Here is a 15,587-nt window from a genome sequence, read left to right on the forward strand (position 1 = left end):
AGTATGTAAAACAAAATAAATTTTCAAGTTTTAGCGTACATTTTTCTATGCATACCATAGAGCCTTATTATAACTGGATAGACCAATACAGTGCTTCAGAAGACCCTAAATCACCGCTCTATGGAGCGGAGAATAGCTTAATGGAGTTTACAAACACTATCTATGGGTATTATATTCATCCCCAGTGGGACGATATAGAATCTGAAACCCTGTTCCTGAAAATACTATTCGTAGATTACGATATGGGTTTTGGTATTATTGAATTCATTGGCGAATGGAATGATACCTTACATAACGATATTATGCAACTGAAAAGAAACATAATAGACCCGATGCTGCAGGAAGGTATCCACCGTTATATTCTTATCGGGGAGAACGTGTTTAATTTTCATGGTTCAGACGATTCTTATTATGAAGAATGGTTCGAAGACGTAGAGGATGGCTGGATTACGGCCATTTGCTTCCAGGATTTTGTACTGGACGAGATGAAAAAATTTAACCTGGATTATTATATAAATTTTGGTGGCACGTTAGAAGATATTAATTGGCGCACCTTAGAACCGCGTGTTTTGTATAACAGAATAAGCAATTTGATTCAAAAAAGAATTGGATAAAAAATTAAAGGAATGGGTTAACCCTATTTGCTAGATCCAAATAAATTTTAAATAAAAAAAGGCATCTATTAACAGATGCCTTTTTTATTTTTAAACCATAAATTATTTTTTTGTTGAATCAGGCGCTATCAAGGCTAAGGAATCAGGCACCATTGAAGCCGTTTCCGCCATATCGGTAGCTGTGGATCCTTCCAAAACATCTTCCGATGGCATGGAAATATTTACCCCATCCGCATTACGCGGCTGACAAGCATAAAAGCTAATACTATTAAAGATGATCAGTAGAGCACCAAGCTTTTTCATTTTTATGTTATAAAAGAATAAATATTTTTAAATTATTCGCTACAAATTACTTCTTTCTGAAAACAATATTAATTGGCACGCCTTCAAATCCAAAATGTTGTCGAATCTTGTTTTCCAAATACCGGGTGTAAGACTCCCGAATATATTGCGGTAAATTACAGAAAAAAGCAAATGTTGGGTTGTGCGTTGGCAATTGGGTAACATATTTTATTTTAATAAACTTCCCTTTAATTGCCGGCGGCGGATAGGTCTCTATCTCTTTCAGGATAACATCATTTAATTTAGATGTAGGTATCTTTTGCGTTTTATTTTTATAAACCTGTACCGCTGCTTCAATAGCTTTATGTACACGTTGTTTCGTTAAAACCGAAGTAAAGATAATTGGCATATACGTCATTGGAGCCAACTTCTCCCGAATCTGGTCTTCCAGTTGCTTCATGGTGTTAGTTTCCTTATTTTCGATAAGGTCCCATTTATTTACCAGTATGATAGTACCTTTCCGGTTCTTATCTGCTAAACCTATAATGTTTACGTCCTGTGCTTCTAAACCACGGGTAGCATCAATCATAACAATACACACATCTGATTCTTCCATAGCCCGGATAGAACGCAACACAGAATAAAATTCAATATCCTCGTGCACTTTGGATTTACGGCGCAAACCAGCAGTATCAATAATAATTAAATCATTGCCAAAGGCATTATACCGGGAGTGAATCGCATCCCTGGTAGTACCCGCAATATCGGTTACTATATTCCGCTCTTCCCCTAATAATAAGTTTACAAAAGAAGATTTACCTACGTTCGGACGCCCTAATACTGCAATTCTGGGAACACCTTCATCCGGATCTTCTAAATCTTCGGTTTCAAAATGTTTTACTACTTCATCTAATAAATCACCGGTACCAGAACCATTGGCGGCAGAAATTGGAAAAATTTCTTCTCCCAGGCCCATCGCATAAAACTCACCGGTAAGGTTAGCCCGCAGGTTTGTATCAGCTTTGTTTGCTACAATATAAATAGGTTTATCGGTGCGGCGTAATACGTCAGCAAACTCTTCGTCCAAGCCTGTTAAACCCGCATCCACATCTACCATAAATAAAATAACGGTAGCCTCTTTTATTGCCAGTTCTACCTGCTTCCGGATTTCACCTTCAAAAATATCTTCCGAGCCATGTACATATCCACCAGTATCAATAACGGTATAAAATTTACCGCACCACTCGCCATAACCATAATGCCGGTCGCGGGTTACGCCGCTTACGTTATCCATGATGGCTTTACGTTCGCCAACCAGGCGGTTAAAAAGCGTGGATTTCCCGACGTTTGGCCGGCCTACAATAGCTACAATATTTGCCATTTAATTTTAAGTTGTTGTTTCAGCCCGGTTTTGTTGCATCCGGGTATCCGAAACAGTTTTAGAAATTTATTTAACTGTTGCCTCAGCTCTTTCTTTCGTCAGAACTTCCGGCTATCCTGTATACTTCTCTGCAGGGAAAGAAGTCTGAATACTAAATTACAAGCTTAATAGCCTGAATATATTTATGAACAAAGAATAACTTGTTTAAATTCTATTTAAGAAAAATAAACTATTCCTGGTTATACCCAAAGCGGTTTAACGCTTTTTGGTTGGTGCGCCAATTTTCATTTACGCGCACATATAATTCAATGTGTACCTGCTTTCCGAAAAATTCTTCTAAATCCTTCCGGGCCATTGTACCCACCTTTTTCAGCATTTCGCCTTTGTGCCCAATAATAATGCCTTTTTGGCTTTTCCGCTCCACATTAATATCAGCCCGCATCCGGATGATTTTCTCGTCTTCCTTAAACTCTTCTACTACTACCTCGCAACTGTAGGGTACTTCTTTTTTATAAAGAAGGAATATTTTTTCGCGAATAATTTCGGCCGCAAAAAAGCGCTCCGGCTTGTCCGTCAGCTCATCTTTATCATAAAAAGCGGGGTGTTCTGGCAGGTATTGCAATATTAATTCAAATATCTTATCCGTTCCTTTTTTCTCTAAGGCAGAAATAGGCAGAATTTCTTTAGCCGGAACTTTATCTTTCCAATATTCAATTTTCAGCAATACATCATCCTGGGTGGCCTGATCTATTTTATTTATCAGCAGCAAAATGGGTACGCTTGTTTTTTGCAACCGGGCTACAATCTCTTCTTCGTCGTGCTTTTCGTAAATATCGGTTACAAATAAAATAACATCAGCATCCTCCAACGAAGCATGCACAAATCGCATCATGGATTGGTGCAGTTCATATTTTGGCTGAATGATACCTGGCGTATCAGAATAAACAATCTGGAAATCATCGCCATTCAGAATACCCATTATCCGGTGCCGGGTGGTCTGAGCTTTGGAAGTAATAATAGAAAGGCGCTCACCTACCATCACGTTCATGAGCGTAGATTTACCTACATTAGGTTTCCCAATGATACTGACAAAACCGGCTTTGTGGGGAGTTTGGCTCATGAATGACAGAAAGTTATTTTTCTTCTTCCTTAGATACTTAAAAACAGAAGAAGCTGTTTTATTTGCGGGTGCAAAAGTACAACAATAAAACGAAATTAACTGTACCCTTCTAAATATTATAGAAGTTTTGCTAATCAGGTACTTATATTTAGAAACTTGCAGAAGTAACTTTAAACCTTTTTCTCCTTAATTAAATAAGTGTAAAACAAATGCAGCAAAGACTTGTTATCTTTGCATTTTGAAATTTAACTAAACTATGGCCTCTTCACCTTTCGGTAAAATAGGTGTTTTACTTATAAATCTGGGCACACCTGATACGCCCGAAACGCCGGATGTACGTAAATACTTACGCGAGTTCTTAATGGATAAGCGCGTAATTGATATACCTGCTCTGCAACGTTATTTTTTAATTAACGGCATTATTGCTCCTTTTCGGGCACCTAAGTCAGCTAAAGTGTATAAAGAGCTTTGGGACGAACGGGGGTCGCCGTTGCTTTACTACGGCCACGACTTGCGCGATTTGGTACAGCAGGAATTAGGTGATCAATATATAGTAGTGCTTGGTATGCGGTACCAAAGCCCAAGCATTAAAAGTGCCTTGGAAGAATTACGCGACCAGCAGGTAGAACGCATTATAGTTTTACCGCTTTATCCGCAATATGCTTCAGCTTCTACCGGCACCTCCCACGATAAAGTAATGGAAGTGGTAAAGGACTGGTGGGTGGTACCAAGTATTAGCTTTATTAGCAACTTCTGCGACGATCCTTTATTTATTAAAGCATTTGCTGAATTAGGACGTAAACACCTGGAAGCCCGCAAATACGACCATGTAGTATTTAGTTATCATGGTATACCCGAGCGGCATGTATTAAAAGGTAGCCAAAAGAATTACTGTAAATTGGGTAGTTGCTGCAACACGTACCATAAGTTAAACCGATACTGTTACCGCGCCCAATGTTTCGAAACATCTCGCTTGTTAGCGAAGGAATTGGGGTTAACCGAAGAGCAGTATACTGTTTCTTTCCAATCCAGATTAGGCAAAGATCCGTGGTTAAAACCTTATACCGACGAGATCTTAAAAGAACTGCCAGCTAAGGGCTTTAAGAATGTACTGGCTTACAGCCCGGCTTTTGTGGCTGACTGCTTAGAAACGACCATTGAGGTTGGCCAGGAATTTAAAGAAATGTTTGAACAAGCCGGCGGCGAACACTGGCAATTAGTGGAAAGTCTGAATACGCATCCGCTCTGGGTGGAAGCAGTAAAGCAAATGATACTAAGAAACTAAATAAAAAAGCCTTATCTACATCAGATAAGGCTTTTTTATGTTAATCAAACAGATCGTCCCAATCCGTATCACCATCACTCCCATTATTTAAACCACTCCCCAAGAAAGGATATTTAGCATAAATACCAGGGGCAAAAATGCTTTGCTTATTGATCCTACGCCAGCGCAAATTTGCCCCGACAAAATAATTAGCCCAGATATTTGTCTGCCAACCTACGTGCATCGGCTCATCATTCTTTTTTTCCAGCACTGGCCCGGCTGCCAATCCGGCCAGAACAGCCCCGACCTGACCTTCTAAATAAACGCGTTTGGCGCCCTTCTGAAATTCCAGCCCCAAATCGAAGCCAACCGGAACGTTATCTAAATTCCAATAAGCCGCCTCCAATCCATAACTCAATTTGTTTGGAATATTCTTGCCAATATTATAATGCAACATTGGCCCAAGGGTAAAGACATTCTGAGCCTGGCTTACAAAAGCAACAAAAAGAGAAAAAAGCAGCGTAAAAGTATATCTCACGTCAGTATTGAAATTTAGGAGTAAATAATTAGAAATTGAAATATAGAAATAATATTTAGTAATTTAAATATACTTAAAATTTAATTTATACTTGGTTTAAACGCATCCATTGGGGAGTAGGCAATGGCTGATAATTTTTCATTTTATGTAGTAAGTCTGCTTCGTCGGCGGTTACAATAAGGTTACTCAATCGTTCCTCTCTTACAAATCCTTCCTCCACACAAGTTTGAAACATTTGGATTAGATAACTATAAAAGCCATTGGTATTCAGAAAAGCACAAGGATGGTTGATAATACCTAATTGGTTCCAGGTAAGAATTTCACAAATTTCATCAAAGGTCCCCCAGCCACCCGGCAAAGCAACAAAACCTTCCGATAATTCCGCTATCAAAGCTTTTCGCTCGTGCATGGTTTCGACTACGTGCAGTTGAGTTAAATTCGGATGAGCCACTTCGCGCGCTACTAAAGCTCTGGGAATTACGCCAACTGCCTTCCCACCAGTTTCCAGAACGGCATCTGCAATTGCTCCCATAATACCAACCTTCCCGCCTCCAAATACCAGAGTTATACCCTGTTCCGCCAATAATTTACCTAGGGCTCTGGCTGCGGTTACATAGACAGGATTATTACCAGTACTGGCACCGCAAAAAACTGCCAAACTTTTCATATTTAATAAATTTTATCTTTAGTAAAAAAGTAAGCTGTGATATAAGCTCTTTAGAAGAGAAAATCGGACTGTTAATGAGCGGCCCGGCGTAATCTATCATTTACTGCCCGGCCCAAACCTTCATCCGGAACTAATTCTGTTAGAATAAGATCAATAGGCTGCAAATCCAAATGGCGCAGAGCAGAGAATAAATTACGAGCAGCCTCCTGTAAATTACCAGATAGCGATAATTGCACCTGTTGATTTCCCGGAACTTCTTTGTAGTGTTTCTCAAAAGACAAAATACCAACTTTGGCATCCTTGTAATCAGCGAGTAAGGCATCTATCTGGCCCAAAATTACTTTTTTACGGGGAGCATAGTGGCTGCTAAGCATACCCGGAGCTGTTGGGTTAGAACTGGAAGTTTTAATCTTTATAATTTTTTCGCCTATAACTGCTTCAATTTCTTCTAAAGCCAGCCCCCCTAACCGCAGTATCTCTACTTCATTATTTACAACATGAATAATAGTAGACTCAATACCTACACTACAAGTACCACCATCTAATATATAAGGTATCTTTTGGCCGAGCTGTTGGTTTACGTGCTGAGCCGTGGTAGGACTAACATAACCAAATGGATTAGCACTAGGCGCGGCTAATGGAAAATCTAATGCACGTAACAGTGCTAAGGTTAAGGAATGATTGGGAATTCGAACGCCTACCGAATCGTTGCCAGAGGTAACTAAAAGTGGAATTTCAGGTGATTTGGGCAATATCAAAGTTAGAGGTCCAGGCATAAAAGCCTCTGCCAACTGATACGCTTTGTCCGGAATATTAGTAGCAATCGTTGAAAAAGCCGCTACACTATGGGTATGAACAATCAAAGGATCGAAAGCCGGACGGTCTTTCGCAGCAAAAATTTTTACCACTGCATCATCAGCGTAGGCATTGGCGGCTAATCCATATACGGTTTCCGTAGGAATGGCTATCAATTCGCCATTCTTCAATAATGAAACTGCTTTTTCTATATCGGTACCTATTGCTGCCATTTCTAAATTTAGGTGCAAAGCTATTATATTTCTGGTATCTGTACCTAAAAAAAGCCTATTGGGTTAGCAACAGGCTTTTTAATTAATTAAATTTTTAAACCGGCGTTATTTCTAATATAAGGACGCTAGCTTTTCCACTACATAATCAATCTCTTCGGGCGTATTGTATTTGCTCATGGAGAAACGAACGGCTCCTCGGTTAGGATCGGAATGAATACCCTGCAAAACGTGTGACCCAATATTAGAGCCACTGGTACAAGCACTTCCGCCTGAAACTGATATTTTATTGATATCAAGTTTAAACAACAACATTTCATTAATATCAGAAACGGGCAAACTTACATTCAGCACGGTATATAAACTTTTATCTGCCTCGGCAGAATAGCCATTAAAGGATACATCCGGTACTTGTTCCTTTAACTTATGGATGAGCCTATCCTTTAACCCCTGAATGTACTGCTGATGCTGATCCATGTCGCGGTAAGCAATTTCTAATGCTTTTGCTAAGCCCACAATGCCGTAGACATTTTCGGTACCACCCCGCATGTTGCGTTCTTGAGAGCCACCATGAATGAGGGGTGGCACTTTTACGGCCGGATTGGTGTAAATAAACCCGACACCTTTTGGCCCATGAAACTTGTGTGCCGATCCTACTATAAAATGTACCGGCAGCTTTTGTAAATCATGGCGGTAGTGCCCCATTGTCTGCACGGTATCCGCATGAAAAATAGCGCCGTAGGTCTGGCAAATTTCACCGATAGTCTGGATATCGTTTAAATTACCAATTTCATTATTCGCATGCATCAGGGATACGAAAGAAGTTGGTTTCGTTGCCAGCAACTGTTCCAGGTGTTCTAAATCCAAACCACCTTTGTCATCATGGTGCAAGAAGCTTAGCTCTAGTTCTCCATTTTTAGCCAGGCTTTCCAAGGTATGCAAAACTGCATGATGCTCCAATGGGGAGGTAATAGCATGTTTTATTCCCAAACTGCGAATGGTCCCAAAAATAGCAGCATTATCCGCTTCAGTTCCGCCCGAAGTAAAGAATATTTCAGCAGGTGAGGTATTTAATAACCCAGCTATTGTTTTGCGGGCTTTTTCAATGGCAGATCTTACTTGCCGCCCATGGGCATGTATAGAAGATGGATTGCCAAAATGCTCCAGCATATAAGGCATCATGGTTTCCAGTACCTCTTTATCTAAAGGCGTAGTAGCCGCATTGTCTAGGTAAACCTGCATGTTATTACTTTTTAAGGTAAATGCTTAAATACATATGTCTATAAAAAGAAAATACTTAAACCAGACTGTCCGATTTAAGTATTTTCTTTCAAATTAGTAGGCCTTACTAACTATTGATTATCTCTTTTATATCGGCAATAATTTTATTAGCCAAATGATCGGCGGTGGCAATCGCATCTGACTCGGCGTAAATTCGGATAATAGGTTCTGTATTAGATTTACGCAAGTGTACCCATTCCTTTTCAAACTCGATCTTTACCCCATCAATAGTATTAATTGGGTGTTTGGCATATTTCTCCTGCACTTTTACCAACACGGCATCCACGTCTATTTCAGGAGTTAACTCAATTTTATTTTTAGATATATAATAGTTAGGATATGTACCCCGCAAACGGCTGGTGGTTTTACCTGATTTAGCTAGAAGGGACAGAAATAAAGCAATACCTACCAGAGCATCGCGACCATAATGCAGTTCCGGATAGATAATACCACCATTGCCTTCCCCCCCAATTACGGCATTGGTTGCTTTCATCATATTTACTACATTTACTTCGCCTACCGCTGCCGCCGAGTATTCGCCACCGGCTTTTTCGGTTACATCGCGCAAAGCACGGGTAGAAGATAAGTTTGAAACAGTATTACCTTTGGTATGTTGTAAAACATAATCTGCTACGGCTACCAGGGTATATTCTTCGCCAAACATGCTGCCATCTTCACAGATTAAGGCCAACCGGTCTACATCCGGATCCACGACAATACCTAAATCAAACCGACCTTTTTCTATAAGCTTAGAAATATCGCGCAGGTTTTCTGGTAAAGGCTCCGGATTATGCGGAAAATTACCATCTGGTTCACAGTACAACTTTTCTATATGCTCTACCCCTAAAGCCTCTAGTAGCATAGGTACAGCAAAACCACCACAAGAATTTACGGCATCAACTACAACCCGAAAGTCTTTAGCCTTTATAGCTTCTACATCTACCAAAGGTAAATCCAGAATGGCTTTGATATGACGCCGCAGCGCATTTTCACTTTGGGTATATTTCCCAAGTTTATTTACTCCTTCAAACTCAAAAGCCTCTTTATCGGCTAGCTCCAGTATTAATTTACCATCAGCATCCGATATAAATTCGCCCTGATTATTTAATAATTTAAGTGCATTCCATTGTTTAGGGTTATGGCTGGCTGTTAAAATAATACCCCCACCGGCTTTTTTAGCAGGCACTGCCATTTCCACAGTTGGCGTAGTAGAAAGTCCTACATCTATTACATTTATTCCTAAACCTTGAAGTGTAGCGCACACTAATTTATTTACCATCTCACCAGATAAACGCGCATCCCGCCCTACTACAATCGTATTGTTTTGCGTAGTTTGCAACACCCAAGTTCCAAAGGCTGCGGTAAATTTTACTACATCCAAAGGTGTAAGAGCTTCACCAGCCTTACCACCAATTGTACCTCTAATCCCTGAAATTGATTTTATTAATGCCACTTCTGTTTTCTTGATTTTTTGCAAAAGTACTTAATTCCTACTTATTAAATGTACTACCGGGAATATTTCTCTTTTCCAACCTTAAAAAGGACGCATAAACCTGCTTGAATAAAGAAAATTGGGACTTCACCTTTTCTTAAAAATTATTAAAAAGATTTATGGAAATTTTACCGGCCCTGCATCTAAATAATATAAATTGCACCCAATGCTACATTCAAGAGTATTTTGCTTCCAGGCCTAAAGCATGAAATCCTTGATGGCAAGAAATGTAATTTATATACAATGTCGACTACTAGTAGAGAAACAAGAGAACAGCAACTACAGGCTTTCAACCGGCTGCTGGATATTATGGATGACCTGCGGGAGAAATGTCCCTGGGACCGTAAACAAACCATTGAAAGCTTACGGCATTTAACCATTGAAGAAACCTACGAGCTTTCGGATGCCATAATGAGGCAGGATATGCAGGACCTGAAAAAGGAAATTGGAGATTTAATGCTGCACCTGGTATTTTATGCAAAGATAGCTTCTGAAACAAACACGTTTGACGTTGCCGATGTACTGAATGCATTATGTGAAAAATTAATCTTCAGGCATCCGCATATTTATGGAGATGTAGAAGTACAATCAGAAGAGGAGGTAAAACAAAATTGGGAAAAACTTAAAATAAAAGAAGGTAATAAATCGGTATTGGGCGGAGTTCCGGTTTCATTGCCCGCATTGGTAAAAGCCATGCGTATTCAGGAAAAAGCCCGTGGCGCAGGTTTTGATTGGGAGGAAAAAAGTCAGGTTTGGCAAAAGGTAGAAGAAGAGTTGCAGGAATTCGAAGAAGAATTTAATGTAACAGATACTACTACCATAGACCAGCAAAAAGCAACAGATGAATTTGGTGATTTATTGTTTTCATTGGTAAACTTTGCCCGGTTTATTGACATAAATCCGGAAGAAGCATTGGAACGCACTAATCTTAAATTTATTAAGCGTTTCCAATTTATGGAACAGGCCTCGGCAAAGGATGGCAAATCTTTATCGTCGCTTACGCTGGCAGAAATGGATAAATACTGGGAACAGGCTAAACAATTTTAATTGGTTACTAACCGTTTAGAATTTACTTTTAGAAAAACCATTAAAATCAATCCCTGATTTTGGTAATTTTCAACTCAATTTTGTAAAAAGTACAAAGTTATAAGGATGTAGTAATGGAGAATGGCTTAAAATGCCTGGTTTTATTCCTTATAAAATTTATAAATATTTCTTGCAAATCTGAGTTATTTCTTAAAAAAACCAAAACCCTGTTAGCATAAAACCAAGCTTTTATGTTTATTATTGAATATGATCAAAACAGGCAAATTTGTTGATTTTGAAGGAAAATTGATTTTAATTAGGTTTGTATAATGGTATAGGCTAAAAAAAAATTAAAAAGAGATTAAAAAACTACTTTGATTTTTCGTTTCGATTTAGATATTTGCATAAACGATACATCTAAAATTTAGAATTTACGCTAGCATCTAAACAACTTGGTCAAGCAAAATCTTAAAACAAACAATTAAAATCTAAAACCAAACACAAACAACTTAACAATTAAATTACAACAACAATGGAAAAAAAGAATGCCGTAGTTACAAATGCGCCAAAGCCAGCAGCAACTGCAAACAAGAACACGGGTAAAGTTGAAGGAAAATCAGGTGGTGCTTTTGCCAGCTTTGCTATTCCAATTGCAATTTTAGCCGGTATATTAATTTACACATTCATTTTAGGTAACGGATCTAACTTTGAAGGTGGCGATAATGCCAACCACCCACTACCAGGAAACATGTTAGGCCAGGTTTATAAAGGTGGACCAATTGTGGCAGTTTTGATTGCCGTAAACATTATGATCATTTTATTTGCTATCGAGCGTTTCTTAACCATCAACAAAGCTAAAGGTAGCAAAGGTGTTGAGTCTTTTGTAAGAACTATCCGTCAGAAATTAAATGCCCATGATATTAACGGTGCTCTTGCTGCCTGCGATACTCAAAGAGGTTCTGTAGCCAACGTAGTGCGTGCTGGTTTATTAAAATACCAAGAAATGCAAAAAGACACTACTTTAGCAAAAGATCAAAAAGTATTAGCTATTCAGAAAGAAATTGAAGAATCTACTGCTTTAGAATTACCAATGTTAGAGAAAAACTTAGTAATTATATCTACAATTGCTTCCGTTTCTACTCTGATTGGTCTTATCGGTACAGTACGTGGTATGATCGTGGCTTTCGCCGCTCTTGCAACTGCTGGTACTCCTGATGCAACTGCTCTTGCGAACGGTATCTCTGAGGCTTTGATTAACACAGCTCTTGGTATTACTGGTTCTACTATTGCAATTATTGCATATAACTTCTTCACTAGCAAAATTGACCAACTGACACACAGCATCGATGAAACTGGTTTCAGCATCATTCAAACATTTGCTTCTCAAGAAGGTAATACTGCAACTACTTCTCACGTTTAATTAAAATAATTAGAACAAAAGAACAAAATGCCAAAAATAAAAACACATAGAGCAGCTCCTTCTCTGGACATGACACCTATGGTGGATTTGGCCTTTCTTTTGGTAACTTTCTTTATGTTGATTTCACAGTTCCAACCGGAAGAGGTTGTAACTGTAACAACACCATCATCAACATCTCAGATTAAGATCCCAGAATCAAATGTTATCACACTTACCGTGGATAAAGGTGGTCGGGTATTTTTCGGAGTAGATGGTAAGAATACCAAGGCTGAATTACTGGACAAGATGGCGGCTAAATACAATGTTACTTTCTCTGAACAAGAAAGAGCAAAGTTTGCAAACTTACCAAGTTTTGGAGTACCTATCACTCAGTTAAAGTCTTTATTGGCCCTACCAAAGGAGCAGCTTAAAAAAGCTAACCAACCGGGCGTACCAATGGATTCTTTAAATAATGAACTGGGTAACTGGGTGCACCAGACTCGTATGGCTAATCCGCAAACAGTTATAGCCATAAAAGGTGACGAAGGAGCCGACGTGCCAACAATCAAAAAAGTAATTAAAACACTTCAAGATTATAAGGTGAACCGGTTTAACCTGATCACTTCTCAAGAAGGCGGACCAAGTTCCATTTAATTAAATAGTAAGAAAATGGCAGAAATACAAGCAAAGGATAGCGGCGGTAAGGGTGGGAAACCAAAAGCGAAGAAGCACTCAACCAAGATAGACATGACTCCCATGGTGGATTTAGGTTTCTTGCTTCTAACGTTCTTCGTTATGACCACAACCTTAGCCAAGCCGCAGACCATGGAAATTAACATGCCGGTTAAGGCAAAAGACCAGGAAGAGCAATCGCAACTAAAAGCTTCAAATGCACTTACCATTTTAATGGGTGAGAACAATAAAGTTTTTTGGTACGCAGGCTTACCAGACGCCCCGGCCGCACCAGGTGTACAAGTAACCGATTACTCCGCAAATGGTATTCGGAAAGTATTACTGGCTCGCAGAAGCAACAAAGACTTGATGGTACTTATCAAACCAATGGAAAAAGGTACTTACAAAAACATGGTAGATATTCTGGATGAAATGAATATCACCGGTATTGGTAAATATGCCATTATTGATGTGGACCCTCGTGATGAAGAATTAGTTAAAAAAGTACAGTAAGAAATGGCAAGTAACATTAATTATGCAAATGCCTCGATGGACGACATCGTCTTTGAGGGTCGCAATAAAACTTACGGTGCTTATGTATTACGTCAAGTATATAATAAGCACGTAAAGATTGCTACTGCTATCGCTATTACTCTTTTCATACTTGTTCTAAGTGCCCCAATCATCGCCAATATGATAGGTGGTGATGAAGCAGACGAAGAAGTTCAGGTAGAGAAAATAGTTGAATTGGCAGAACCACCTTCATTAGAAAACAAACCGCCGCCACCGCCGCCACCTGACCTTCCTCCTCCTCCACCACCGGTAACCTCAACGGTTAAATTTACCCCACCGGTAATTAAAAAGGACGAAGAGGTAAGAGAAGAAGAAGAAATTCCAGATCAGAAGGAACTGGAAGATGTGGTAATTGCTACTAAAACAGTAGTAGGTACTACCACTCAGGAGGTACTAACAGAAGTAGAAGCGCCAACTGCCGTAGGTGAAGTTGTTAAAGAAGAAATCTTCAACTTCGTAGAGCAGCAGCCTACTTTCCCAGGTGGTATGGAAGCCATGTTCAGATATTTAGGTAAAAACATTAAATATCCTAACGTGGCATTACGTAACCAGTTGGAAGGTACTGTAACCTTACAATTTGTAGTAAACAAAGAAGGTGAAATATCTGATATTACAGTTCTTAAGCCTCTTGGAGGTGGTACAGACGAGGAAGCTATACGGGTAGTAAAATCTATGCCAAAATGGACTCCTGGCCGTCAGAACGGTAGAGCAGTAAGTGTAAGATATACTTTACCAGTTCGTTTCAAAATTCAATAATTATAAACTTTGGTTTGTTTATAATTTAATAAATAAAAACTCCGGGTTCAGTTATGGATTCGGAGTTTTTTATTCATCTATATTGAGAGGAGTACTTAAACGCAGCATTCATGAGAGCAGATTCCAACGGCCCTAAAAATAATTTTCAATCTATTCTTAAATATTTTAGCCTGGTAATGGCACTTGTATACCCAGCCATTGGAGTATACCTTTTCTTTTCTACTCCCGAACAAATAGCCTTACCAGCTAAAACAAAAATGGCTATTGGTGCAGTTTTATTTTTATACGGAATCTTCCGATTCATCAGAACCTACAAAAGGCATGCTGAGCAAAAAGATGAAACTTTTAAAGATTAACTTCTTAAAGAATAAGAGCTAATAGCTAACCTTTTGAATCTGAATTCGTCTAAATAATGATGGTTAAATTTGAAGAGATTTATATCTAACCATTTATATAAATCTATTTATTAGATTTGTGCACCGGAAACTTTATTAGTTTTCAAAGACAGTTAAAATGAATACATTATTAAGATATATAATCTTTTTAGTAATAGGCAGCAGTGGCCTAACTGCTTGTAATAATAACTCAGGTAAACCACCTGTAACGGATACTGGCACATCCGGCGATATAAAAATAGTAGTAGATGAGTCTTTTGAACCAATTTTAGACTCTCATGTCTATACTTTCGAAAAAACATATAAATATGCCACTATTAGGGCTTCTTATAAACCAGAAGGAGAAGCCATACGTGATTTATTAAATGACAGCGTGCGGTTGGCAATTGTTCCCAGAGAACTAACAGACGAAGAAAACAAGGTCTTCAAAAATATAAAGATCACCCCACGCGTTACAAAAATAGCGATAGATGGAGTAGCTTTAATTGTGCATCCTAATAATCCGGATACCCTTTTGGCTATTCCGCAATTACAGGATATATTTACGGGTAAGGTAAAGTCTTGGAAGCAAATTAATTCAAAATCATCATTATCAGATATTACAATTGTATTTGACAATAACAATTCCAGTACAGCAAGGTATATCCTTGATTCCATCAATCATAAACAACCCTTGGCCCCAAACGCTTTTGCAGCTAAATCACATAAAGCGTTAATAGATTACGTAGCCAATAATCCTAATGCCATTGGGGTATTAGGGGTGAGTTGGATAAGCGATTTTGATGATCCTAACGCAATGGGCTTTTTAGATAAAATAAATGTAGTGTCAGTAGGTTTAAAAGTTAATCCAAGTAAGCCCGATACTTACTACCAACCCTTCCAGGCTTACCTGGCCCAGGGAACTTATCCGCTCCGAAGAAACTTATATATTATAAGTCGTGAGGCGCGAGTAGGACTTGGCACAGGTTTTGCAGCATTTGTAGCAAGGGATAAAGGACAAAGAATATTTTTAAAATCAGGACTGGTACCCGCTAATGCGGTACTAAGATTAGTAACCGTAACAGAGTAAATTTTTTCTTTTACCAATTTTTTTAACCAAACA

General features: G+C 38.8%; 17 protein-coding genes. 9 read left to right on the plus strand and 8 right to left on the minus strand.

Annotation, left to right across the window (positions count from 1 at the left end):
- The first annotated feature begins 47 nt into the window (after window positions 1-47).
- Complete coding sequence (locus ADHAQ_RS0103820) at window positions 48-614, plus strand: hypothetical protein (protein ID WP_026461806.1); 567 nt, start codon at window positions 48-50, stop codon at window positions 612-614.
- A 102-nt stretch (window positions 615-716) separates the two neighbouring features.
- On the opposite strand, the gene ADHAQ_RS0103825 is transcribed toward ADHAQ_RS0103820, so the two are convergent.
- The 3 genes from ADHAQ_RS0103825 to era all read right to left on the minus strand — a co-directional run bounded on the left by ADHAQ_RS0103825 (window position 717) and on the right by era (window position 3,397).
- Entirely contained in the window at window positions 717-917 is a 201-nt protein-coding gene (locus tag ADHAQ_RS0103825) for a hypothetical protein (protein WP_026461807.1), read from the minus strand.
- Between the two features lie 46 nt (window positions 918-963).
- Entirely contained in the window at window positions 964-2,277 is a 1,314-nt protein-coding gene (gene der / locus ADHAQ_RS0103830; RefSeq protein WP_026461808.1) for a ribosome biogenesis GTPase Der, read from the minus strand.
- 229 nt (window positions 2,278-2,506) lie between these two features.
- Entirely contained in the window at window positions 2,507-3,397 is an 891-nt protein-coding gene (era, locus tag ADHAQ_RS0103835) for a GTPase Era (protein ID WP_026461809.1), read from the minus strand.
- A 256-nt stretch (window positions 3,398-3,653) separates the two neighbouring features.
- Between era and hemH the strand changes: the two genes are divergently transcribed.
- The gene (hemH, locus tag ADHAQ_RS0103845) at window positions 3,654-4,682 is read left to right on the plus strand and encodes a ferrochelatase (protein WP_026461810.1); all 1,029 of its coding nucleotides are present in this window, start codon (window positions 3,654-3,656) and stop codon (window positions 4,680-4,682) included.
- Between the two features lie 40 nt (window positions 4,683-4,722).
- On the opposite strand, the gene ADHAQ_RS0103850 is transcribed toward hemH, so the two are convergent.
- The 5 genes from ADHAQ_RS0103850 to glmM form a co-directional block, all read right to left on the minus strand.
- Complete coding sequence (locus ADHAQ_RS0103850) at window positions 4,723-5,199, minus strand: hypothetical protein (RefSeq protein ID WP_157433336.1); 477 nt, start codon at window positions 5,197-5,199, stop codon at window positions 4,723-4,725.
- Between the two features lie 85 nt (window positions 5,200-5,284).
- On the minus strand, window positions 5,285-5,866 hold the full coding sequence (locus tag ADHAQ_RS0103855; RefSeq protein WP_026461812.1) for an LOG family protein: 582 nt from the start codon (window positions 5,864-5,866) through the stop codon (window positions 5,285-5,287).
- A gap of 71 nt (window positions 5,867-5,937) precedes the next feature.
- On the minus strand, window positions 5,938-6,894 hold the full coding sequence (locus ADHAQ_RS0103860) for an L-threonylcarbamoyladenylate synthase (RefSeq protein WP_026461813.1): 957 nt from the start codon (window positions 6,892-6,894) through the stop codon (window positions 5,938-5,940).
- A gap of 111 nt (window positions 6,895-7,005) precedes the next feature.
- A complete protein-coding gene (locus ADHAQ_RS0103865; RefSeq protein WP_026461814.1) occupies window positions 7,006-8,133 on the minus strand; it encodes a cysteine desulfurase family protein in 1,128 nt (375 codons plus the stop codon).
- Between the two features lie 106 nt (window positions 8,134-8,239).
- Window positions 8,240-9,625 carry a phosphoglucosamine mutase gene (gene glmM / locus ADHAQ_RS0103870; RefSeq protein ID WP_026461815.1) on the minus strand — a complete coding sequence of 462 codons (1,386 nt, stop codon included), beginning with the start codon at window positions 9,623-9,625 and terminating at the stop codon, window positions 8,240-8,242.
- 282 nt (window positions 9,626-9,907) lie between these two features.
- Here glmM and mazG point away from each other — a divergent pair, with 282 nt between their 5' ends.
- The 7 genes from mazG to ADHAQ_RS0103910 all read left to right on the plus strand — a co-directional run bounded on the left by mazG (window position 9,908) and on the right by ADHAQ_RS0103910 (window position 15,554).
- Entirely contained in the window at window positions 9,908-10,711 is an 804-nt protein-coding gene (gene mazG, locus ADHAQ_RS0103875; RefSeq protein ID WP_026461816.1) for a nucleoside triphosphate pyrophosphohydrolase, read from the plus strand.
- Window positions 10,712-11,222: 511 nt separating this feature from the next.
- The gene (locus ADHAQ_RS0103885; RefSeq protein WP_026461817.1) at window positions 11,223-12,110 is read left to right on the plus strand and encodes a MotA/TolQ/ExbB proton channel family protein; all 888 of its coding nucleotides are present in this window, start codon (window positions 11,223-11,225) and stop codon (window positions 12,108-12,110) included.
- Window positions 12,111-12,137: 27 nt separating this feature from the next.
- Window positions 12,138-12,743 carry an ExbD/TolR family protein gene (locus ADHAQ_RS0103890; protein WP_026461818.1) on the plus strand — a complete coding sequence of 202 codons (606 nt, stop codon included), beginning with the start codon at window positions 12,138-12,140 and terminating at the stop codon, window positions 12,741-12,743.
- Window positions 12,744-12,758: 15 nt separating this feature from the next.
- The gene (locus tag ADHAQ_RS0103895) at window positions 12,759-13,274 is read left to right on the plus strand and encodes an ExbD/TolR family protein (RefSeq protein WP_026461819.1); all 516 of its coding nucleotides are present in this window, start codon (window positions 12,759-12,761) and stop codon (window positions 13,272-13,274) included.
- A gap of 3 nt (window positions 13,275-13,277) precedes the next feature.
- Window positions 13,278-14,090, plus strand: coding sequence for an energy transducer TonB (locus ADHAQ_RS0103900; protein WP_026461820.1), 813 nt, complete (start codon window positions 13,278-13,280; stop codon window positions 14,088-14,090).
- A gap of 110 nt (window positions 14,091-14,200) precedes the next feature.
- Window positions 14,201-14,446: a hypothetical protein gene (locus ADHAQ_RS24440; protein WP_051359694.1), complete on the plus strand. Its 246-nt coding sequence runs from the start codon at window positions 14,201-14,203 to the stop codon at window positions 14,444-14,446.
- Between the two features lie 157 nt (window positions 14,447-14,603).
- Window positions 14,604-15,554, plus strand: a complete 951-nt coding sequence (locus ADHAQ_RS0103910; protein ID WP_026461821.1) for a PstS family phosphate ABC transporter substrate-binding protein — start codon at window positions 14,604-14,606, stop codon at window positions 15,552-15,554.
- Window positions 15,555-15,587 lie beyond the last annotated feature (33 nt).

It is taken from the genome of Adhaeribacter aquaticus DSM 16391 (assembly GCF_000473365.1).
GTDB lineage: Bacteria > Bacteroidota > Bacteroidia > Cytophagales > Hymenobacteraceae > Adhaeribacter > Adhaeribacter aquaticus.